At 70.5% G+C, this 21708-nt stretch carries 19 protein-coding genes, 1 rRNA gene and 1 riboswitch; of the genes, 5 read left to right on the top strand and 15 right to left on the bottom strand.

Annotated elements, in window-relative coordinates:
• Window positions 1-51: 51 nt before the first annotated feature.
• Window positions 52-669: a PadR family transcriptional regulator gene (locus tag ACIOC1_RS16485; RefSeq protein ID WP_401854865.1), complete on the bottom strand. Its 618-nt coding sequence runs from the start codon at window positions 667-669 to the stop codon at window positions 52-54.
• Window positions 670-883: 214 nt separating this feature from the next.
• Between ACIOC1_RS16485 and ACIOC1_RS16490 the strand changes: the two genes are divergently transcribed.
• The gene (locus ACIOC1_RS16490) at window positions 884-1705 is read left to right on the top strand and encodes a PhzF family phenazine biosynthesis protein (RefSeq protein ID WP_355335705.1); all 822 of its coding nucleotides are present in this window, start codon (window positions 884-886) and stop codon (window positions 1703-1705) included.
• Between the two features lie 123 nt (window positions 1706-1828).
• Here ACIOC1_RS16490 and ACIOC1_RS16495 read toward each other — a convergent pair whose 3' ends face one another.
• Window positions 1829-2626, bottom strand: a complete 798-nt coding sequence (locus ACIOC1_RS16495) for a type II CAAX prenyl endopeptidase Rce1 family protein (RefSeq protein ID WP_391051129.1) — start codon at window positions 2624-2626, stop codon at window positions 1829-1831.
• 106 nt (window positions 2627-2732) lie between these two features.
• Between ACIOC1_RS16495 and ACIOC1_RS16500 the strand changes: the two genes are divergently transcribed.
• Window positions 2733-4529 (top strand): substrate-binding and VWA domain-containing protein, encoded by a 1797-nt coding sequence (locus ACIOC1_RS16500; protein WP_401854869.1) that lies wholly within the window; start codon window positions 2733-2735, stop codon window positions 4527-4529.
• Between the two features lie 47 nt (window positions 4530-4576).
• Here ACIOC1_RS16500 and ACIOC1_RS16505 read toward each other — a convergent pair whose 3' ends face one another.
• Entirely contained in the window at window positions 4577-6067 is a 1491-nt protein-coding gene (locus ACIOC1_RS16505; RefSeq protein ID WP_355335712.1) for a glutamate--cysteine ligase, read from the bottom strand.
• 457 nt (window positions 6068-6524) lie between these two features.
• Here ACIOC1_RS16505 and ACIOC1_RS16510 point away from each other — a divergent pair, with 457 nt between their 5' ends.
• Window positions 6525-7121 (top strand): hypothetical protein, encoded by a 597-nt coding sequence (locus ACIOC1_RS16510; protein ID WP_355335715.1) that lies wholly within the window; start codon window positions 6525-6527, stop codon window positions 7119-7121.
• A 253-nt stretch (window positions 7122-7374) separates the two neighbouring features.
• On the top strand, window positions 7375-7581 hold the full coding sequence (locus ACIOC1_RS16515; RefSeq protein ID WP_355335718.1) for a DUF5999 family protein: 207 nt from the start codon (window positions 7375-7377) through the stop codon (window positions 7579-7581).
• Between the two features lie 195 nt (window positions 7582-7776).
• On the opposite strand, the gene gcvP is transcribed toward ACIOC1_RS16515, so the two are convergent.
• The gene (gene gcvP / locus ACIOC1_RS16520; RefSeq protein WP_401854873.1) at window positions 7777-10671 is read right to left on the bottom strand and encodes an aminomethyl-transferring glycine dehydrogenase; all 2895 of its coding nucleotides are present in this window, start codon (window positions 10669-10671) and stop codon (window positions 7777-7779) included.
• Between the two features lie 185 nt (window positions 10672-10856).
• Window positions 10857-10952, bottom strand: a riboswitch (glycine riboswitch).
• Window positions 10953-11089: 137 nt separating this feature from the next.
• Here gcvP and ACIOC1_RS16525 point away from each other — a divergent pair.
• Window positions 11090-11467: a PRC-barrel domain-containing protein gene (locus tag ACIOC1_RS16525; protein WP_355335723.1), complete on the top strand. Its 378-nt coding sequence runs from the start codon at window positions 11090-11092 to the stop codon at window positions 11465-11467.
• Here the strand turns inward: ACIOC1_RS16525 and ACIOC1_RS16530 are convergent.
• From ACIOC1_RS16530 to rrf, 11 genes are all read right to left on the bottom strand, one after another.
• Complete coding sequence (locus ACIOC1_RS16530; RefSeq protein ID WP_401854876.1) at window positions 11383-12849, bottom strand: DNA polymerase IV; 1467 nt, start codon at window positions 12847-12849, stop codon at window positions 11383-11385. The two genes, ACIOC1_RS16525 and ACIOC1_RS16530, sit on opposite strands and share 85 nt — an antisense overlap.
• A 69-nt stretch (window positions 12850-12918) precedes the next feature.
• The gene (locus tag ACIOC1_RS16535) at window positions 12919-13524 is read right to left on the bottom strand and encodes a MerR family transcriptional regulator (RefSeq protein WP_355335727.1); all 606 of its coding nucleotides are present in this window, start codon (window positions 13522-13524) and stop codon (window positions 12919-12921) included.
• A gap of 166 nt (window positions 13525-13690) precedes the next feature.
• On the bottom strand, window positions 13691-14164 hold the full coding sequence (locus ACIOC1_RS16540; protein ID WP_031518684.1) for a bifunctional nuclease family protein: 474 nt from the start codon (window positions 14162-14164) through the stop codon (window positions 13691-13693).
• Window positions 14165-14343: 179 nt separating this feature from the next.
• Window positions 14344-15078: a MerR family transcriptional regulator gene (locus ACIOC1_RS16545; RefSeq protein WP_355335731.1), complete on the bottom strand. Its 735-nt coding sequence runs from the start codon at window positions 15076-15078 to the stop codon at window positions 14344-14346.
• A 47-nt stretch (window positions 15079-15125) separates the two neighbouring features.
• Window positions 15126-15659 (bottom strand): FHA domain-containing protein, encoded by a 534-nt coding sequence (locus ACIOC1_RS16550; protein ID WP_355335734.1) that lies wholly within the window; start codon window positions 15657-15659, stop codon window positions 15126-15128.
• 358 nt (window positions 15660-16017) lie between these two features.
• Window positions 16018-16872 carry a DUF881 domain-containing protein gene (locus ACIOC1_RS16555; protein WP_391051113.1) on the bottom strand — a complete coding sequence of 285 codons (855 nt, stop codon included), beginning with the start codon at window positions 16870-16872 and terminating at the stop codon, window positions 16018-16020.
• A gap of 7 nt (window positions 16873-16879) precedes the next feature.
• Window positions 16880-17212 carry a small basic family protein gene (locus ACIOC1_RS16560; protein WP_033175851.1) on the bottom strand — a complete coding sequence of 111 codons (333 nt, stop codon included), beginning with the start codon at window positions 17210-17212 and terminating at the stop codon, window positions 16880-16882.
• Window positions 17209-18150 (bottom strand): DUF881 domain-containing protein, encoded by a 942-nt coding sequence (locus tag ACIOC1_RS16565; protein ID WP_391051111.1) that lies wholly within the window; start codon window positions 18148-18150, stop codon window positions 17209-17211. Before ACIOC1_RS16565 ends, ACIOC1_RS16560 begins: the two co-directional genes overlap by 4 nt.
• A 63-nt stretch (window positions 18151-18213) precedes the next feature.
• Window positions 18214-20709, bottom strand: coding sequence for a mannose-1-phosphate guanyltransferase (locus ACIOC1_RS16570; protein ID WP_355335743.1), 2496 nt, complete (start codon window positions 20707-20709; stop codon window positions 18214-18216).
• Between the two features lie 22 nt (window positions 20710-20731).
• On the bottom strand, window positions 20732-21340 hold the full coding sequence (locus ACIOC1_RS16575) for a CDP-alcohol phosphatidyltransferase family protein (protein ID WP_355335745.1): 609 nt from the start codon (window positions 21338-21340) through the stop codon (window positions 20732-20734).
• A 114-nt stretch (window positions 21341-21454) separates the two neighbouring features.
• A 5S ribosomal RNA gene (gene rrf, locus ACIOC1_RS16580) occupies window positions 21455-21571 on the bottom strand.
• Between the last annotated feature and the right edge of the window lie 137 nt (window positions 21572-21708).

Below are 21708 nucleotides of genomic sequence, written 5' to 3' on the forward strand. Positions count from 1 at the left end.
TGATTCGCGGGCGGCGCCGGTACGGGACCGGGCGCCCGGTGACCGCCGACGTCACTCCTTGGTGAGGTCGGTGACGTCCTCGTCGGCCAGGATCAGGTAGAGCTTCTTGCGGGCGTCGTTCACCACGGTCAGCGCCTTCGCGCGCTGGTCGGGGGTGCCGGTGGCCCACACCTGGCGGAAGGCCTCGATGAGACCGCCGCCCGCCTTCCTTATCTCGTTCATGGCATCCCAGTCGACGCCGCGACCGGCGTCCTCCCACGGGGCCTCGGGGCCCGCGTCGGCTTCTGTTCTGCCGTTGTCGGTGAGCGTGAAGAGCTTCTTGCCGCCCTCGCTCGCGCTGCTGATCAGGCCCTCGTCCTCCAGCAGTTGCAGCGTCGGGTAGACCGAGCCGGGGCTCGGCTTCCACGCGCCGCCACTGCGTTCGGCGATCTCCTGGATCATCTCGTAGCCGTGCATCGGGCGGTCCTTCAGCAGCGCCAGGATCGAGGCGCGTACATCGCCCCGCCGTGCCCTGCCGCGCGGTCCGCCGCGCCCCCGGCCGCCGGGCCCGAAGGGGCCTCCGCCGAAGGGCGGTCCGAACGGCCCGAAGGCCGACCGTCGCTCGTCCCGCTCGCCCCAACCGTGATGTCCGGGGCCGCGGTGTCCATGTTCGTGTCCTTGGGAACGCATGATGACGCTCCTTTCATCGTTGATCGTTCGCGATGGCTCAACGATATATCGGAACTGTTCGGATGGCAAGGCCCCAGGTCGACGGCGGCGACGGGAGGGCGACAGGGGGGCCGCGGGGCGGGCGCGGCACGGGTCACCAGCGGGCGCGGTCACCGGAAGCGGAATCCGCCGAACACCGCCCGCCGGGCGTGGGGCGCGCCGCTACGCTCTCGCCATGCGCATCCGAATAGTCGACGCCTTCACCGACCGCCCGTTCACCGGCAATCCGGCGGGGGTGCTGCTGCTCGACTCGGAGGAGTTTCCGCCGGACCGGTGGCTTCAGCAGGTCGCGGCGGAGCTGAATCTGTCAGAGACCGCGTTCGCGCACCGGCTGGCCGACGCGCCGGAAGCGGACTGGGCGCTGCGCTGGTTCACCCCGGTCACGGAGGTGGGGCTGTGCGGGCACGCCACGCTGGCCACCGCCCATGTGCTGCGCACCAGCGGCGCGCACAAGGGCACGGTCTGGTTCCGTACCAGCGCGGGTGTGCTGTCGGCGGAGGCGGCCGGGGACGGCTCGATCACCTTGGACTTCCCGGCGGCCCCGCTCACGCCGGTGGCCGCGCCGACGGGTGTCGCGGCGGCGCTCGGCGCCAAGCCGCTGACCGTGCTGGACACCGGCCCCGACTGCGGTGACCTGCTGATCGAGGTCACCGACGAGAAGACCGTACGGGCACTGGCGCCCGACTTCGCGGCGCTCGCCCGGCACTCGCGGCGCGGGGTGATCGCCACCGCCGCGGCCGAGGACGACTCGCGCGGATACGACTTCGTCTCGCGCGGCTTCTTCCCCGCCGTCGGCATCGACGAGGACCCGGTGACCGGCAGCGCGCACACCGCGCTGGCGCCGTTCTGGTCGCAGCGGCTCGGCCGCACGACCCTCACCGGCTTCCAGGCGTCCCCGCGCGGCGGGCTGGTCCGTACCCGGGTGCGCGGCGAGCGGGTGCTGCTGACCGGTGCCGCGGTCACCGTGGTGGACGGCGAGCTGCACGCGGTGCCGTAAGGCTGCGGCGCGTCACAGCGCGGTGCCGTAAGGCCGCGGTGCGTCACAGCGCGGTGCCGTACGGACGCGGTGCCGTAAGACCGTAAGCGCCGTAAACGCTGTCGCAAGGGCTCCGCTCGCGCGTCACCCCGTGGGCAGCCACCCCACCTTCCCGGCCAGCAGCGCGTAGCCGACGAAGGCCACCGTGTCGATGAGGGAGTGGGCCGCCACCAGCGGCCCCACCCGGCCCCACCGCCGGTACAGCAGCACGAAGACGACGCCCATCACCATGTTGCCGACGAAGCCGCCGACGCCCTGGTAGAGGTGGTACGAGCCGCGCAGCAGCGCGCTCGCGGCCAGCGCGGCGGCCGGGCTCCAGCCCAACTGGCCGAGCCTGCGCAGCAGATAGCCGACCACGATCACCTCTTCGAGCACCGCGTTCTGCACGGCGGAGGCGATCAGGACCGGGATCTTCCACCACACGTCGGGCAGCGACTCGGGCACGACGGTGAGGTTGAAGCCGGCCGCCCTGACCCCGAGGTAGAAGGCGAGCCCGGTGCCGCCGATGACGGCCGCGACGGCCGCGCCCCGGGCCAGGTCGAGCCGCGGCCGGGTGCGGTCGAAGCCGATCACGGGCATGCCGACCCGCTCCCTGGCCAGCAGGTGGGCGACCAGCGCCACCGGGGCGAGCGCGGTGGCGATGGAGAAGACCTGCCAGGCCAGATCCAGCCACGGCCGGCCCGGTGCTTGGGAGCCGACGAGGGTGGCCGCCTGGTCCTTGAGCGCGCCCGGCCTCGTCACGGAACCGATGAAGTCGATCAGCGCGGCAACGCCGCTCGCTCCCAGCGACAGCGCCAAGACGATCAGGGTCTCGCTGCGCAGCGTCCGCCGCTGCAACCCTGCCTCCACCTCGTATGACTCTGCGTGCACGCGGACCTCCATTTACGTCATCCCGCTTCAGCGCCGTCCGCGCATGGCTATGGTCTCCGGCAAAGATACGAAGGCCGGGGTCTACTGTTCGTAGCCACCCCAGGAGAGGCACGGAGCGATGGGTCGTCACCGCATATCCGATGGCCGGGAATCGACGGGTGGAGCGCCGCCCGCCAGGACCCGGCGCCGTGCCACCGCGGCGGCCACCGCGCTGGTGATCACGGCGGGCGCGGGCACCTTCGCGGTGCTGCGCGGCGGACTGCTGCCGCTGAGCGGCGCGTGCCGCGGCGGCACGGTACGGATCGGCGCGGTCGCCTCGCCCGACATCGCGCCCGCGCTGACCGCCGTCGCCGACCGGGCGCGCCGCGAGCACGACACGACCGACGGCCGCTGTCTGGACGTCCGGGTGACCGCGCGGAACTCCGCCGACGTCGCCGCGGAACTGGTCGACAACACCAAGAAGCCGGATTTCGCGGTGTGGGTGCCGGACGACAGTCTGTGGGTGGCCCAGACGTCCGCCACCGGCAGCGCGAGGGCGCTGACGAAGCTGCGGTCGGTCGCCGAGTCCCCGGTGGTGGTCGGCGCGCTCCAGTCGCAGGCCAAGACGCTGGGCTGGCCGTCCAAGACGTACACCTGGGCGGAGTTGGCCGGGGTGGCGGGCAGCAGACCGGACCTGCGGTTCGGTACGGCCGATCCGGCGCTCAACTCCACCGGCATGCTGGCGCTGGCGATGATCAACGCGTCCATCGCGCGGGCCGACGGGAGCGAGGGCACCGACTCCGACACGGAGTCGGCGGCTGCCGCGAAGGCCCTCGCGCAGCGCACCGAGCCCAGCGACGAGCAGGCGGTCGCGACGCTGCCGCGCGACACGACGCCTGCGGAGCTGGCCGACCCCAAGCGGAGCCAGGCGCTGATCCTGTCCGAACAGGCCGCGTTCGCGCACAACGGCGGTTCCGCGCCGCCGCTGCGGCTGTTCTACCCCTCGGACGGCGCGGCGACCCTGGACTACCCGTACACGATGGTCGACGACCTGCATCTGAGCACCGATCAGGGCCGGGCCGCCAACCGCTTCCTGACCCTGCTGGGCAACGACGAGGGCGTGCGGACGATCGCGGACGCGGGTTTCCGTACGCCCGGCGGCGATCCGGACACGGAGACCGTGCGGCGCGCGGGCGGCCAGTCGCCGCAGCCCCTGTCGGCCACGCCCGCGCCCTCACCCTCCGCGCCCGAGCTCCAAAAGCTCCGGCTGATGTGGCAGATCACCGTGCAGAGCGCGCGGATCACCACGGTCGTGGACGTGTCCGGGTCGATGGCCGACGTCGTCCCCGGTTCGGGCGGCAGGTCGCGGCTCGACATCACCAAGGAGTCGCTGCGGCAGGCGCTGTCGCAGTTCACCCCGAGGGACGAGATCGGGCTGTGGCGCTTCTCCACCCGGCTCAGCGGCTCGCGCGACTACCAGGAGATCGTCCGCACCGGCCCGCTCGGCGGCACCGTCGCCAAGGGCGTCACGCGCCGCCAGCAGCTCGACAGCGCGTTCCATGACCTCCAGCCGGTGCCGGGCGGCTCGACCGGCCTGTACGACACGGCGCTCGCGGTCTACCAAAGCGCCGTCTCCTCGTACGGGACCGGCAAGTTCAACGCGGTGGTGATCCTGACCGACGGCGCCAACGAGGACCCGGGCAGCATCTCGCTCAACGCCCTGACGTCCAGGCTGAAGACGCTCGACGACCCGGCGCGGCCGGTGCCGCTGATCGCCATCGCGGTCGGCGCGAACGCCGACAAGGCGGCCTGCGACCGCATCGCGAAGGCCACCGGCGGGGCCGCGTATCAGGTCAACGACCCCTCGGAGATCCAGGCGGTCCTGCTGAAGGCCGTCGTGGCGGCGGCCACCAGCGCCGCCGCGAAGGCGCCCTGAGGCCGCTGTACGGGCCCGCGCCGCACGAGGCCCCCGTGCGCCACGGCTCACGCCACCGGCCAGGAGTGCACCGGCTCGCCGTCCAGCATGAGTTCGCGGTACCGCTGGGTCATCGCGGCGAGCGCGGGCCGCCGGTCGAGGCCGCGCTCCAGCATCCGGTGGAAGACCGCCGACTGCCATTCGGCGCCGTTGGTACGGCGGCGGCAGCGCTGTTCGATGATGCCGAGGTAGTGGTCGCGGTCGACGGCCTCGATGCCCCACGCGTCGAGCCCCGCCGCGGCCAGCGGCAGCAGTTCGTCGAGGATCAGGTCCGTGGCGGGGATCTCCGCGAGGCCGCCGTTGCGGCCGCGCGGCCACTGGAGGACCGCGCCGATGCCGTCGCGGCAGGACGCCTCGAAGTTGGCCGCGGCGGCGGCGAAGGGCAGCTTGTGCCAGACCGGGCGTGACGCCTCGGCCAGGGCGCGGACCAGACCGTAGTAGAAGGCGGTGTTGGCGACGACGTCGGCCACGGTGGGACCGGCGGGCATCACCCGGTTCTCCACGCGCAGGTGCGGGACGCCGTCGACCACCTGGTAGACGGGACGGTTCCAGCGGTAGATCGTGCCGTTGTGCAGGGTGAGTTCGCGCAACTGCGGCACTCCCCCGTCGTCCAGCACCCGCAGCGGGTCCTCCTCGTCGCAGATCGGCAGCAGCGAGGGGAAGTACCGTACGTTCTCCGCGAAGAGGTCGGCGGCGGAGTCGATCCAGCGCTCGCCGAACCACGTGATGGGCCGCACCCCTTGGGCCACCAGCTCCTCCGGGCGGACGTCGGTGGCCTGGAGGAACAGCGGTGCGCGGGTCTCGCGCCACAGCTCACGGCCGAAGAGGAACGGCGAGTTGGCGCCGACGGCCACCTGCGGTCCCGACACGACCTGCGCCGCGTTCCACACGTCGGCGAAGCGGCCGGGGGTGACCTGGAGGTGCATCTGGGTGGAGGTGCAGGCGGCCTCGGGCGCGATGGACGCGGAGGTGTAGAGCAGGCGTTCGGCGCCCTCGATGTCGAGGGTGATGTCCTCACCGCGCATCGCCAGTATCCGCTCGTTGAGCAGCGTGTACCGGTCGGCGCGGGAGAGGTTGGCGGAGACCAGGTCCTGGGCCTCCAGGGTGGGCAGAATTCCCACCATCACGATGTGCGCGCCCACCTCGCGGGCCATCCGGTCGGCATACCCGAGACCGATCCGCAGTTCCTCGGCGAGGCGGTCCATGACCCGGCCGGAAAGCCGGTGCGGCGCGATGTTTACTTCAATATTGAACTGCGCGAGCTCCGTCTGGAAATCCCGGCTCGCGATGCGCTCGAGCACCTCTTCGTTCATCATGCGCGGCAGCCCGTCGGAATCCGCGAGATTCAATTCGATCTCCAGACCCATCAGATTGCGCGGCCGGTCGAATCGCTTCTCGTCCAACAGCCGCTCCAGCCCCACGAGACACTGCCGCAGCTTGCGCCGGTACAGCCTCCGGTCGGCCAGGTCGAACCCGTTGGCAACGACCTTCTCGCCCATCGACGCGTCCTTCCTCGTACGGATACTCACGGGAGGATGCCCACCCAAATGATCGATAACGCCACGGCGGCCCCGCGTCTGCCACTAGGCTGTGCACAACGGCTAACACAGTGGGTTCCTGTGGCACATACCACGGTCACGGCGCGGCGTAAAAACTTCGTGAATACGACCGGCGGGATCCAGCCGTCCGCAGCGGGCAGAAATATGCGGCACACACCGCGCACCCTGCACGAATGCTTCGTGGGCCATCGCAGAAGAAGGCGATTTCTCGCCTTGCGCGTAATACTGGCTGCGACTAGACGAAACACGGAGCGAACACACGTCGTATAAACTCCGTGAACAAGGCAAAGCATCCGCCCTCGCCGGACGCGCCTGAGCCGATCCCCTTTCCGCCCTCATGCGCCGTCCGCACCCCTGCCCCCGCACCACTGTTTGTCTCCCAGTGAGAGGCGACACCATGCCGCTGCTTGTCCCCCCAGCACCTGCTCCCGCCCTGCGGAGCATCCTGGCCGCGCTCAGCTCTCCCACCGCGGTCCAGGAGGCCCGGACGCCCGCGCTGCGGAACGCCCAAGGGCCCCTCACCGCCGAACACCCGCTCCCTGTCCATGTGTTCGAACCGGCGGACGTCCCCGGCGGCCTGCCTCGCGCACGATTGACCGGCTGGCGGTTCCACATCCTCGCCGGGGGCTGGCCGCAAGGCACCGTCGCCGCGGGCGAGACCGTGGCGACGGCTGACGGCTGGGTCTTCTCGCGCTTCTCCGAGGGGCCGTTCCTGGCCTCCACCGAGCGGGCGCTGCGCCAGGGGGACACGCTGCCCGCCACTTACCAACCGCATCTGCTCTCCGTGCCGAGCCTGTACATGCTGGCGCTGTGGCTGCACTGCGACCCGCGTGCCGACGCCTCGACGGCCCAGCCCACCCCGGCGGACGTGCTGGTGCCGCTGGCCCCCGCGCCGCCCGGCATCGCCCCGCACCGCCTGCACCGGCTGGCGGAGCTGATGCCGCTGCTCTCGGTGCGGATGGCGCCGCCGCCGCTGCTGGGGTCGCCCGCCTGACGGCCTGTCGCCGCCTCTCCACGGTGCCCCCGCGAGCCACTGGGCCGCGGGGGCACCGTCGCGTCCCGCCCTCGCAACCGTCCGGCGGAGTGACGCGTCCTGTCCTCCAAGGGATTGCCTGCGTGAAATCCCTGCGGATCGACGTCAGTAGAGCAACACTGGGAACGGCCGTACCAACGGGGGAACGGAAATGAACCAGTCAGGCAGCGCAATCATCCGCACCAGCCACCTCTCGCAGCGAAAGACACCATCCATGTGCCAGCACAAGCCCCAGTGCCCCACCGCAGAGTGCCCCGACCGTGAGGCCGCGCACACCCTGGCCCACCACCCGGAGCAGGGCTGGAGCCTGCTGTGCAACGGCGTGCTCCTCTTCGAGGACACCGGCGAACTGCTGCCCGACGGGCAGATCATCGCGCCGCACCGCCCCCTGGGCACCGAGCAGATCACCGCCGCGGCCTGACCGGTACGGGGCCGCCCGCACACGAGACCGCGCCGCACCGCGCACCGCCCCACACACAGAGCCGGTTCCACTGCTGACAGCGGAACCGGCTTCGTCATGTGCGGGCGCCCTCGCGCGAGACCGCCGGGCCCGTACCACCGGACCCGGTCGGCCCAACGCGCTCAGCTCTCGTACGCGCCCAGCTCTCGTACACGCTCAGCTCTCGTACGCGTCCAGCGGCGGGCAGGAGCAGACCAGATTGCGGTCGCCGAAAGCGCCGTCGATCCGCCGTACCGGCGGCCAGTACTTGTCGGCCGCGACGACCCCGGCGGGGAAGACCGCCTCCTCGCGGCTGTACGGGTGCGCCCAGTCGCCGCCGAGCGCCGCCGCGGTGTGCGGGGCGTTGCGCAGCGGGTTGTCGTCGGCCGGCCAGTCGCCCGCGCCGACCCGGTCGATCTCGCCGCGGATCGCGATCATGGCGTCGCAGAAACGGTCCAGCTCCGCCAGGTCCTCGCTCTCGGTCGGCTCGATCATCAGCGTGCCCGCCACCGGGAAGGACATCGTCGGCGCGTGGAAGCCGTAGTCGATCAGCCGCTTGGCGATGTCGTCGACGCTGACGCCGGTCTCCTTGGCCAACGGCCGCAGGTCGATGATGCACTCGTGGGCGACCAGCCCGCCGGGGCCGGTGTAGAGCACGGGGAAGTGCGGCTCCAGCCGCTTGGCGACGTAATTCGCGCCCAGTACCGCCATCTGGGTGGCCTGCTTGAGCCCTTCCGCGCCCATCAGCCGTACATACGTCCAGGAGATCAGCAGGATGCCCGCCGAGCCCCACGGCGCGCCCGAGACGGGGCCGACGCCGGTGGCAGGTCCCGCGGTGGGCTGGAGCGGATGGTTCGGCAGGTACGGCGCCAGGTGCGCGCGGACCGCGACGGGGCCGACGCCGGGGCCGCCGCCGCCGTGCGGGATGCAGAAGGTCTTGTGCAGGTTCAGGTGCGAGACGTCCGCCCCGAACCGGCCGGGCCTGGCCAGACCGACCAGCGCGTTGAGATTCGCGCCGTCCACGTACACCTGGCCGCCCGCGTCGTGCACGGCCGCGCAGACGTCGGTGATGTTGTCCTCGAACACGCCGTGCGTGGACGGGTAGGTGACCATCAGCACGGCGAGCTGGTCGCGGTGCTGCTCGATCTTGGCGTGCAGGTCGGTGACGTCCACGTCGCCGTTCTCGCCGGTCTTGACCACGACGACCTTCATGCCCGCCATCACGGCGCTCGCGGCGTTGGTGCCGTGCGCGGAGGACGGGATCAGGCAGACGGTACGGCCGGTGTCGCCGTTGGCGCGGTGGTAGGCGCGGACCGCGAGCAGCCCGGCCAGTTCGCCCTGGGAGCCCGCGTTGGGCTGGAGGCTGACCTTGTCGTAGCCGGTGACCTCGGCGAGCTGGTCCTCCAGGCCGTGGATCAGCGCCAGGTAGCCCTCGGCCTGCTCGACCGGCGCGAAGGGGTGCAGCGCGCCGAATTCGGGCCAGGTGACCGGCTCCATCTCGGTGGTCGCGTTGAGCTTCATCGTGCAGGAGCCCAGCGGGATCATCCCGCGGTCCAGCGCGTAGTCGCGGTCGGCCAGCCGCCGCAGGTAGCGCAGCATCGCGGTCTCGCTGCGGTGCTGGTGGAAGACGGGGTGGGTCAGATACGCGTCGGTGCGCAGCAGTCCGGCGGGCAGCGCGTCCTCGGTGGCCGCGTCCAGCGCGTCGAGGTCGGCGGCGCTCCCCTGGACGCCGAAGGCGTCGAGGACGGCCGCGAGGCGGGCCCGGTCGGTGGTCTCGTCGCAGGCGATACCGACCAGGTCGGCGTCGGTCAGCCGCAGATTGACCCCGGCCTGACGGGCGGCGGCCACGACCTCGGCCGCGCGTCCCGGCACCCGCGCGGTGAGCGTGTCGAAGTAGCCGTCGTGCACGATCTCGACGCCGCCCGCGCGCAGACCCGCGGCGAGCACCGCGGCGTAGCGGTGGGTGCGGCCGGCGATCTGCGCGAGCCCGTCGGGGCCGTGGTAGACCGCGTACATCGCGGCCATCACGGCGAGCAGGACCTGCGCCGTACAGATGTTGCTGGTGGCCTTCTCACGGCGGATGTGCTGCTCGCGGGTCTGGAGGGCCAGCCGGTAGGCGCGGTTGCCGTCGGCGTCCACGGAGACGCCGACGAGGCGGCCGGGCAGGTTGCGGGCGTAGGAGTCGCGTACGGCCATGTATCCGGCGTGCGGTCCGCCGAAGCCCATGGGGACGCCGAAGCGCTGGGTGGTGCCCACCGCGATGTCCGCGCCCAGCTCGCCGGGCGAGGTGAGCAGCGTCAGCGCCAGCAGGTCGGCGGCGACGGTCACGACCGCGCCCAGCTCGTGCGCGCGCTCGATGACCGGGCGCGGGTCCCGTACGGCGCCCGAGGCGCCCGGGTACTGGAGCAGGACGCCGAAGACGCCACGCTCGGCGATCTCCGCCGGGATGCCCTCGGACAGGTCGGCGACGACGACCTCGACGCCGGTCGGCTCCGCGCGGGTCCGGATCACCGCGACGGTCTGCGGGAAGGTGTCGGCGTCGACCAGGTAGACGCCCTGCTTGACCTTGCCGACCCGGCGGGACAGCGCCATCGCCTCGGCCGCCGCGGTGCTCTCGTCGAGCAGCGAGGCGCCGGAGGTGGGCAGCCCGGTGAGGTCGGCGACGACGGTCTGGAAGTTGAGCAGCGCCTCCAGGCGGCCCTGCGAGATCTCCGGCTGGTACGGCGTGTAGGCCGTGTACCAGGACGGGTTCTCCATCACATTGCGCAGGATGACGGGCGGGGTGAAGGTGCCGTAGTAGCCCAGGCCGATCATCGGGGCCAGCACCTGATTGCGGTCCGCCAGCGCCCGCAGCTCGGCCAGCGCCTCGGCCTCGGTGCGCGCCTCGGGCAGCGCCAGGGCCTGCGCGCTCCTGATGGTGTCGGGCACGGCCGCTTCGGTGAGTTCGTCCAGGGAGCCGTAGCCGACCTGGGCGAGCATCTTCGCCTGCGCCGCTGCGTCGGGTCCGATGTGGCGCCTGGCGAACGGCACGCCCGCTTCCAGCTCGGCGAGGGGAATGCGACGGGAAGTCATCTGCGGAGGCCTCCTGGTCTGCGACGACCTTCGGGGGGTGCCGCGACGCGCGGACACCCGTACGGCCTCCCCCTCTGTCATCAGAACCTGAGAGCTTCACCGCCCCCGTGGGAGCGGCTTTCACCGTCGGTGAGGGCCCGTGCCGGAAAACCGCTCCCGGTGCGTGCCCTGCTTTCCAGAGTGACCTCGTCCATGCGGTACGGATGCCTGAGAGATTCCGGGGAGGATTTGCTCCTTCGGCGCCTCCGACACTGTCTCGGAGGCTCTCCCGCACGGGGTCTGCGGCCGATCACCAGCCTACCAGCGAGGCGGCGGGACCCGGCGGGGGCGGGGGGCGGTGATCACCGCCCGAGTCGACACCGGCCAGGATGTGCCTTTGGCTGTACCCAGACATCGCTCGTCATTGGTTGGAGGGACCGTGCAGACCGACATCGATCCGCGCAGCCTGATCGGCCGCCGCGTCTTCGACCATGACGGTACGAAGATCGGCACGGTGGACGAGGTGTACCTCGACGACGCGACCGGCATACCGGAGTGGGCGGCCGTCAGGACCGGGCTGTTCACGCGCGACGCGTTCGTACCGCTGGAGCCCAGCGAAGTGGTGGACGACGAATTGCGGGTGCCGTACAAGAAGGCGCTGATCAGGGACGCGCCGGACTTCGGTGTGGGGCGCCACCTGTCGCCGGAGCAGGAGTTGCAGCTCTACCACCACTACGGGATGGACGTGCCGACGTCCGGCTCGGAGCCGCCGCCGCCCCCCGACCGGGACTTCGGGCGGCTCGCGGGCGAGGACTGAGCGTCCTCCTCCCCCTTGTCCGGACTCTCTTCCTTCCCCCGGCCCGCACCCGCCGCCTCCCCCGGGTCGAGCGGCAGCGGATCGCGGTGCGCGAGCGCCGGGTCGTCCACGGCGAAGGTCCGCACCCGGCCGGGCACGGTGTCCGAGGGCACCTCGAAGCGCACGGTGACCCGTCCGACCCCGCTTCCCTGCACCCATCCGGAGCCGTACGTCTCGTGCTCCACGTCCTGGCCCGGCCACCAGAGCCTGGCCCGCTCCGGTGCGGGCGGCGGCGCCGAGGGCAGCTCCTCGGGCGCGTTCTCGTCCTCCTCGCCCTCCCCCGCCGCGTGCGCGAACAGATCCTCCTGCGTGAAGTCGGCGAGCCCGGCGACGCCCACCCCGAGCAGCCGCACACCGCCGGTGGTGTCGACGGCCTCCATCAGCCGCCTGGCGGTCTCCCGTACGAGTCCCGGGTCGTCGGTCGGCGCCCGCAGCGTCTCGGAGCGCGTCAGGGTCGAGAAGTCGTATCTGCGGACCTTGACGACCACCGTCCGCCCGGAGCGGCCCGCGCCGCGCAGCCGCTGCACGCAGCGCTCGGCGAGCCGGTCGATCTCGTACCGCACATGGGCGCGGTCGGTGAGGTCGGCGTCGAAGGTGTCCTCGACGGAGATGGACTTGACGTCGCGGTCGGCGACCACGGGGCGGTTGTCGAGGCCGGCGGCCATCGAGTGCAGGCCCGTGCCGTGCGCCTTGCCGAGCAGCCGGACCAGCTCCGGCTCCCCCGCGTGCACGATCTCGCCGACGGTGGTGATGCCCACGCGCCGCAGATGCTCGGCGGTGGCGGGCCCGACGCCGGGCAGGGTGCGTACCGGCATCGGTTCGAGCAGCGCGCGCTCGGTGCCGGGCTCGACGACGACCAGGCCGTCCGGCTTGGCCTGCTCGGAGGCGATCTTCGCCAGCAGCTTCGACCCGGCGAGCCCCACCGAGGCGGTGAGCCCGGTGCTGGCCCGGATCTCGGCGCGCAGCCGCCGGGCGACCGCCCGCGGGTCCGCGCCGTGCCCGCCCGCCTCCAGGTCCACGAACGCCTCGTCCAGGCTCAGCGGCTCTATCAGGGGTGACACCTCGTGCAGCAGCGCCATCACGGCCTCGCTGATCTGCCGGTAGATGCCGAAGCGCGGTACGAGATAGGCGGCGTTGGGGCTGAGGCGGCGGGCGTGGGCCATCGCCATCGCGGAGTGGACGCCGTGGACGCGCGCCTCATAGGACGCGGTCGATACGACGCCGCGGGGGCCGAGGCCGCCGACCACCACCGGCTTGCCCCGCAGGCTCGGCTTCGACGCCTGTTCGACCGCGGCGAAGAACGCGTCCATGTCCAGATGCAGGATCGTCGGCGCACTTCTCACAAGTACCGATCGTGCCGCACGACACCGACAATCGCCGTACACGTGTACGGCACGGCGTCGGTGAGCCGCTCAGACCGCCCGATTGCGCCGCTTCGCCAGCTCGTCGGACGGATTGTCGCCGACCAGGGTCTCGCCGGTGTCCACCCGCTCCCCGTGCATCTGGGACAGCGAACTCTCCACGTCCCGCCAGACCACGCCCACGGCGATGCCGAAGACCCCCTGGCCCCCCTGGAGCAGATCCACCACCTCGTCGGGCGAGGTGCACTCGTAGACCGTGGCACCGTCGCTCATCAGCGTCATCCTGGCCAGCTCCGTCGGCCCGACGGAGCGCAGGTGCCGTACCGCCGTCCGGATGTTCTGGAGCGAGACGCCGGTGTCCAGCAGCCGCTTCACTATCTTCAGGACGACGACGTCCCGGAAGCTGTAGAGCCGCTGCGTGCCGGAGCCGTAGGCGGGGCGGACGCTGGGCTCGACCAGGCCGGTACGGGCCCAGTAGTCGAGCTGGCGGTAGGTGATGCCGGTCGCCGCGCACGCGGTGGGCCCGCGGTAGCCGATCTGCTCGGGCGGTACGTCCTGTGCCGCCCCGCCGCCGCCCGCGTCAGCGGTGGCGCGCGCCAGTGCCCCCTGGGTCGGATACGGGCCGCCGGTCGCCAGACCGTCGCCGGTGCTTCTCACGCCGCCCTCCGTCCCTTCGCGTCCCGGGGCCGCGTGCACGTGCCATCGGGACTTTCCTCTCCGAAGGTAGGCAGTCGCCAGGGGTGCGTCAACGATCGCCACACTCGGCACGCCGAGTGATATTCACCCCACGAGTGGTTTGGCGTGTCCCGGTATCGGGAACGGCTCACTGGTTGCTCGTGCCGAAGTCCTCGGGCGAGATCTGGTCGAGGAACTCGCGGAACTTCTCCACCTCGTCCTCCTGCTCGTCCGGGATCGCGATCCCGGCGTCGTCGAGCACCCCGTCACTGCCGTAGATCGGCGTACCGGTGCGCAGCGCGAGGGCTATGGCGTCGGACGGACGGGCGCTGACCTCCACGCCGCTGGCGAACACCAGCTCGGCGTAGAAGACGCCTTCGCGCAGGTCGGTGATACGGACCTCGGTCAGCGTCTGTCCGACCGCTTCGAGTACGTCCTTGAAGAGGTCATGCGTGAGCGGTCGCGCAGGCGTCATGCCCTGCTGCGCGAAAGCGATGGCCGTCGCCTCTCCCGGCCCGATCCAGATGGGCAGGTACCGGTCGCCTCCCACTTCACGCAGGAGCACGATCGGTTGATTGGAGGGCATTTCGACCCGGACACCCACAACGTCGAGCTCGTTCACACAGCAACCCTAGGACGTGCCTGCCGGGTTTGGGTAGTCGGGCACCCCCTGGGCCGGACTTCGGCGGCTTCGTGAAGCCCGGCACAAAGTCGGCACGAGCCCCGCGGGAGACCGCTGAAAAGCCCGTACCCGCCCGGTACCGGCGCCTTTACAGGGCGTGGGAAAAACCGAAAAACCGCTCAGAGGAGCTTGACCCGCAGCGCGGACTGCACCATCGCCGCGTGCAGCCGAACGGAGAGCGCGGCCAGCTCGCGCGCGGTGACCTCGGCGTGGGTGCGCGTCTGCGGATTGCGGTGCCGCCGCAGCGGCGCCACGACCTGCTCCACCAGACCCGCCTCCCGGTCGGCAGCGGCCTTCACCGCCCGCAAATGGCGCGGTTCGAGCCCGAAACGGCCGAGGTCGACGATGAGCCGTCCGATGTTCACCGTGTCGGCGTCGTATCCGCCGTCCCGGCCGGCCTCGACCAGGCCGTAGGACTCCCACTGGTCCAGTTCCTCGCCGTCGGCCCCGGTGGCCGCCAGCAGCTCCGTACGGCCGATCCGCAGCTCCGCGGGCGCCTGGGGCTCGATGGCGGCCTCCTGGGCCTCCCTGGACTCCGCGGGACCCGGCAGCGCCACGTGCTCGCCGCGGTCGAGCGCGTCCAGGTGCTCCCTGATCACCCGCAGCGGCAGGTAGTGGTCGCGCTGCACGCGCAGGATGTAGGCGAGCCGCTCGACGTCACGGGCCGCGAACTTGCGGTATCCGGACGGGGTGCGCTGCGGCTCGACCAGACCCTCGGCCTCCAGGAAACGGATCTTCGAGATGGTGACCTCGGGGAACTCGTCCTGGAGCTGCCCCAGGACGGCGCCGATGCTCAACAGCGCGCTGTCGGCGGTGGCGGTGCCGTCTCCGGCACCGCCCTGCGTTCTCGGCATGAACACCTTCCCTGGGGTCCCCCGGACCGGGTCCGGGGGATAAAGAGCTAGATCCCCCGCTGGCTCGCGTAGAAGACCAACCTGTACTTGCCGATCTGGACCTCGTCACCGTTGGACAGCGGCACCGCGTCGATCCGCTCCCGGTTGACGTACGTGCCGTTGAGGCTGCCGACGTCGGAGACGGTGAAGCCGCCGTCCGGGCCGCGGCGGAACTCCACATGGCGGCGGGAGACCGTGACGTCGTCCAGGAAGATGTCGCTCTGCGGGTGGCGGCCGGCCGTGGTCAGCTCACCGTCCAGCAGGAAGCGGCTGCCCGAGTTCGGCCCCCGTCGCACGATGAGCAGCGCGGAGCCCATTGGCAGGGCGTCCACGGCCGACTGCGCCTCGGAGGAGAGCGACGGCGTCACATGCTGGCCGGTGACCTCCGCCTCGTACGCCTCGAGGCCCGAGATGGAAATCGTGGAGGTGGTCTCGGACGCGCGTTCCTGCCCGGCCCCTGAGCCGCGCAGCGGCGCACCGCAGTTGTTGCAGAAGCGGCTCGCCTCCGCGTTCGTGTGCCCGCACCGCGTACAAACCGGCAAGCCGAACCCTCCACCCGGGGTTGAGGTTGATGGTTCCCCGAAACCTATGCGGGGGGACGAGGCAGGGTCAACAGGCGCCACGCCGGGGCCACCGGAAAAGTCGCCGCCGCCTTGCTGGTCCTCGTGCCGGAACAGCGGGCGGTCGCCGGACTGGCTCTCCTCCCCGGTGTTCCGCGGAGCACGGTGGCGCGCCGTCGCCGGGTCACCCGACTGCCGCGCGCTCTTGCCGAAAAACTTCCCAAACAACTTCACGGGCGATTCCCCTTGAAAGAAACAGACCCGCCCGTGGGGCAGGACGAACCCTCGCTACACACAGTTTCCACCACACAGCACCCCACAGATGCCCCGACCCCCCGCCTCACTGGGATGACGACCGAGCGTAGTCAGGCTGCTTCGACGGCCGCAAGGCGGACACAACGATCTTCTGCGACCTGACGACATCGGCCGTGGCCTGCTCCTTCTCCAGCGTCTGCACGACCCCGCCCGGGATGTTGAGGGCGGGCTCCAGATCCTGCGGATTTCCGATCACCTTGAACTCGTACGGCTGGGACACCTTGTGGCCGTCGATGAGCACACCGTCCGTACCCTCCGTGAAGTACGTGTCGGCGACGACCCGTACATCGTTGATCTGGATCGCCTCCGCACCGGCCGCCCGGAGTTCCTGGAGGGTGTCCAGGAGCGAGTCTGCCTGGACACCGCCCTTGGGGTCGGAGATCGTCAGCGTGATACCGGGCCCCTGGGCGGCCACCGTGCCCGCCAGGATGCCGAGCTGCTGCGCCTTGGCCTGGGTCTGCTTGAGCGCCTCCGCGGCCTGGTTGGAACTGGTCTCCAGCTCCGACCGCTGGCTCTCCAGACCCCGCTTCTCGTCCTCGAGCCGCTGGGTGCGGTTGTCCAGCTCGGTCAGGATGCGGACCAGGTCCTCCTTGCGCGCGCCGCGCAGCGCGCCGCCGCTGTCGCTCGTGGAGCTGACCTGGATCGCCAGCCCGAGGCCGAGGACGAACAGCAGGACGGCCACGGTGAGCTGGGCGCGTGACAGCCGCGGCGGCCACAGCCCGGCGACCAGGCGCTGCCGCCCGGTGACCGGCGGCGCGGCGTGCTCCGGCTCATGGGCGTGCGCGGCGTGGGCGGGCTCGTGATCGTGCGCGGCGTGGGCCGGGCCGTGCTGCTGGCGGTCCCGCCCGTCGTCCGCGGACTCGTGGTGCTCGTCGCTCATACCGTCGTCACGCCCGGAAGACGTGGCGGCGGATGGCCGCCGCGTTGGAGAAGATCCGGATGCCGAGGACGACCACGACGCCGGTGGAGAGCTGCGCGCCCACCCCGAGCTTGTCGCCGAGGAAGACGATCAGCGCCGCCACCACCACGTTGGACAGGAAGGAGACCACGAAGACCTTGTCGTCGAAGATCCCGTCCAGCATCGCCCGCAGGCCGCCGAAGACCGCGTCGAGAGCGGCGACGACGGCGATCGGCAGATACGGCTCGACCCCGGTCGGCACCACGGGACGGACCACGAGCCCGACCACGACTCCCACGACGAGGCCCAGTACGGCGATCACTTCGAACCCTTCCCTGTTGTGGCGGAGTCCGCCTTCTGCTGGCCGGGGACCGGCTTGGCATACCGCACGATCAGACTGGGCGCGGCGGCCAGGTGCAGCGTGCCCTGGACGGAGATGCTCGCGCGGATGCCGTAGTTCTGCTCCAGGACGTGCAGGTACTGACCGTCCGCACTGTCCTGGAATGCCGCGCTCAACCGCTCCCCGTCCCCGATCGCCAGCACCGTGTACGGCGGCGCCAGCGGCTTGTTGTCGACCAGTATGGCGTCACCGGCGGCCCGGATGGCGGACAGTGCGGTGAGCCGTTGGCCGTTGACGGTGATCGCCTCGGCTCCCGAGGACCACAGCCCGTTCACCACGCGCTGCATGTCGCGGTCGCGGACCCTGCCGGTGTCGGAGAAGCCGCTGCTCTCCCGCGGGCCGCCTGTGCCGCCTTCTGACGCCTCCTTGGCGTCGTCCACGACCAGCTTGACGCCGGGACCGTCCACCGGAGTCGCACCCGACAGCAGCTCCACCAAGGCGCTGCTGTCGCCGCCGTGGTCCTCCAACGCGGCCCGCTGCTCGGCGGCCACGGTGTCGCGCAGGCCGTCCACACTGCTCTGGAGCTTGTCGGCGCTGTCGGTCTCGGTCTTCACCTGGTCGATGAGCTTCTGGCGCTCCTTGGCCTCGGTGGGCGCGGCCACCCGCGTCTGGGCCGCGCCCACCGTGACGACGATGGCGGCGAGTACGAGACCCGCGGCCAGGCCCAGCTTTCCGCTCAGCCGCTTCGGCAGCCTGGAGGTGCCGACCTCGCCGCGGCGCGCGGCGGCCTCCGCGTACCCGTCGTCGAGACTGTGCTCCATGACGTTGGTGAGCAACGACATCGAGGCGTCAGGACGCCGCCGGGCAGCCCCGGGGACGGGGCTGCTCCGATCGGGTTGCTGCTGCGGCATGCCGCACATCGTCGCACGTCGGGGCCGCCACACTCGAATGGCCCCCTCACGGCGCGCCGTTCGGCCGAAGGATCAGCGCCCGGCGCTCTCCACGACCTCCGCCCACTCGTCGAGCAGTGCCTCCGCGGAGGTGTCGTCGGGCCCTTCCGCCCACAGATGCGTGACGGCCTCCGCCGGGTCGGGCAGCACCATCACCCAGCGTCCGTCCGCCTCGACCACGCGCACGCCGTCGGTGGTGTCCACCGAGCGGTCGCCCGCCGACTCCACCACGCGCCGCATCACGGAACCCTTGACGGCCCACGGTGTCGGCACGTCCCGCTTGATGACATGAGCGCGCGGGATACGGGCGTCGATCTGGCTGAGCGTGAGCTGCGTACGCGCCACCAGTCCGATCAGCCGCACGAAGGCGGCCGATCCGTCGAAGACGCTGCTGAACTCCGGAATGATGAAGCCGCCGCGCCCGTCGCCGCCGAAGATGGTGCCCTCGGCCCTGCCGACCCTGGTCAGGTCGTCGGGCGACGTCGTCGTCCACTCGACCTGGGTGCCGTGGTACGCGGCGACCTGCTCGCCGATCCGGGTCGTGGTCACGGGCAGCGCCACTCGGCCGCTGCGGCGCTCGGCCGCGACGAGGTCGAGCATGACCAGCAGCGCCCGGTCGTCCTCGATGATCCGGCCCCGCTCGTCCACCAGTGACAGCCGCTCGCCCACGGGGTCGAAGCGCACGCCGAAGGCGGCCCGCGCCGAGGCGACGATCTCACCGAGGCGTACGAGTCCGGCCCGCCGGCTCTCGGTGGTCTCGGTCGGACGAGCCTCGTCCAGACCGGGGTTGACGGTGAGCGCGTCCACGCCGAGCCGTCCGAGGAGGCTGGGCAGCACGAGCCCGGCACTGCCGTTGGCCGCGTCGACCACGACCTTCAGACCGGCGTCGGCGATCCCGGAGATGTCCACGGCCCGCAGCAGCGCGCCGGTGTAGGAGTCGAAGACCGTGGCGGGGAACCGCAGGTCTCCGATCTCGCCGGGGAACGCCCTGCGATACTCCTGACGGGCGAAGACCCGGTCCAGCTTCCGCTGCCCGGCCGCGGACAGGTCCGCGCCCCGCTCGTCGAAGAACATGATGTCCAGCGAGTCCGGCCGCCCCGGCGAGGTCCGGATCATGATGCCGCCCGCGCTGCCGCGCGCGGTCTGCTGTCGTGCCACGGGCATCGGCACGTTCTCCAGGTCGCGCACGTCGATCGCGCTGGTCTGGAGCGCGGAGATCACCGCCCGCTTGAGCGCACGCGCACCACGTGAGTGGTCACGCGCGGTGGTGACCGTCGCGCCCTTCTTCAACGTGGTCGCATACGCGCCCGCCAGCCGTACGGCCAGCTCGGGGGTGATCTCGACGTTCAGAATGCCGGACACCCCGCGGGCGCCGAACAGATGCGCCTGCCCGCGCGATTCCCAGATGACCGAGGTGTTGACGAAGGCGCCGGCCTCGATCGTCTTGAACGGATAGACGCGTACGTTGCCGGCGATGTTCGATTCCTCGCCGATCAGGCACTCGTCGCCGATGACCGCGCCGTCATCGATCCGCGCGGCCCGCATGACATCGGTGTTCTTGCCGATGACGCAGCCGCGCAGATTGGTCTGCTGGCCGATGTAGACATTGTCGTGGATGACGGCCTTGTGCAGGAAAGCGCCTGTTTTCACGACCACATTGGAGCCGATGACGCTGTGCTCGCGAATCTCGGCACCCGCCTCGACCTTGGCGTAGTCGCCGATGAAGAGCGGGCCGCGCAGGATGGCGTCGTGGTGCACCTCGGCGCCTTCCGCGACCCACACGCCGGGGGAGATCTCGAAGCCGTCGATGTCGACGTCGACTTTGCCCTCGAGTACGTCGGCCTGGGCCTTCACGTAGCTCTCGTGGGTGCCGACGTCCTCCCAGTAGCCCTCGGCGATGAAGCCGTAGACGGGCTTGCCCTCCTTCATGAGCTGCGGGAAGACGTCGCCCGACCAGTCGACGGACACGTCGGCCTGGACGTAGTCGAAGACCTCGGGCTCCATCACGTAAATGCCGGTATTCACCGTGTCGGAGAACACCTGGCCCCAGGTGGGCTTCTCCAGGAAGCGTTCCACCTTGCCTTCGTCGTCGACGATGGTGATACCGAATTCGAGGGGATTGGGGACCCGGGTCAGGCAGACCGTGACCATGGCTCCCTTCTCCTTGTGGAATTCGATCAGCTCGGTGAGATCGAAGTCCGTCAGGGCATCACCGGAGATCACGAGGAAGGAGTCGTCCTTCAACGCCTCTTCGGCGTTCTTGACGCTTCCGGCCGTCCCCAGCGGCTTCTCCTCGTTGGCGTAGGTGAGCTCCATTCCAAATTCTTCGCCGTCCCCGAAATAATTCTTCACCAGGGAGGCGAGGAACTGGACAGTCACCACCGTCTCAGTGAGTCCATGCCGCTTGAGCAGTGTCAGAACATGCTGCATGATCGGGCGATTCACCACTGGCAGCAGAGGTTTGGGCATGCTCGAGGTCATTGGGCGAAGGCGAGTGCCTTCACCGCCGGCCATGACAACCGCCTTCATGTCGGAACGTCCTCCTCGTGACTCAGTCAGCCGTGGTGTCCGCCCGCACAAGTCGGCGGACCTGCACCACATAGAGGATCCCTGCCCACCAGTACAGGGTTGTACCCCAACCTGCGAACGCCCAGCCGAAAATAGACGCCAGTGTCGCAAGCCATCCGCTTCCGTCGCTCAGGAGGAGCAGCGGAAAGGCGTACATGAGGTTGAAGGTAGCCGCTTTCCCGATGAAGTTCACCTGGGGAGGTCCGTACCCGTGCCTCCGCAGAATCAGCAGCATCACCGCCATCACGGCCTCACGGGCCAGCAGCAGGACCGTTACCCACAGTGGGAGGATGTCGCGCCATGTGAGTCCTACCAGCGTGGACAGTACAAACAGCCGGTCCGCCGCGGGATCGAGAACCCGGCCGAGACTGCTGACCTGATTCCACCGCCGGGCCAGCTTGCCGTCCAGATAGTCACTGATGCCGCTCAGGGCGAGTACGAGCAGCGCCCAGCCGTCAGCCTTCGGTCCGCCGAACTCGGGCCACAGAATCAGCCACAGGAACACGGGTACGCCCACCAGGCGGGCCATACTCAGGATGTTGGGGATCGTGAAGATCCGATCCGTTTGCACCCTTGTCTCCTGGACCTCCACCGGGGCCCCTCCTGTATGTATGTCCTGACGTTTCCGGCCAGACTCTACCGCAGACGCAAAAGAGGCCCGGCGTCGGATCCTAAGATCCGAGGCCGGGCCTCTTCCATAAAAATTGTTCGGCGGTGTCCTACTCTCCCACAGGGTCCCCCCTGCAGTACCATCGGCGCTGAAAGGCTTAGCTTCCGGGTTCGGAATGTAACCGGGCGTTTCCCTAACGCTATGACCACCGAAACACCATGAAACACACACCCCACACCCCCCGTGAAGGGGGCATGGTGGTGGGCTGGTTGTTTCAGAACCACACAGTGAACGCGAGCAACAATGGACAAGCCCTCGGCCTATTAGTACCAGTCAGCTCCACCCCTCAC

Source organism: Streptomyces sp. NPDC088197, assembly GCF_044741185.1.
GTDB lineage: Bacteria > Actinomycetota > Actinomycetes > Streptomycetales > Streptomycetaceae > Actinacidiphila.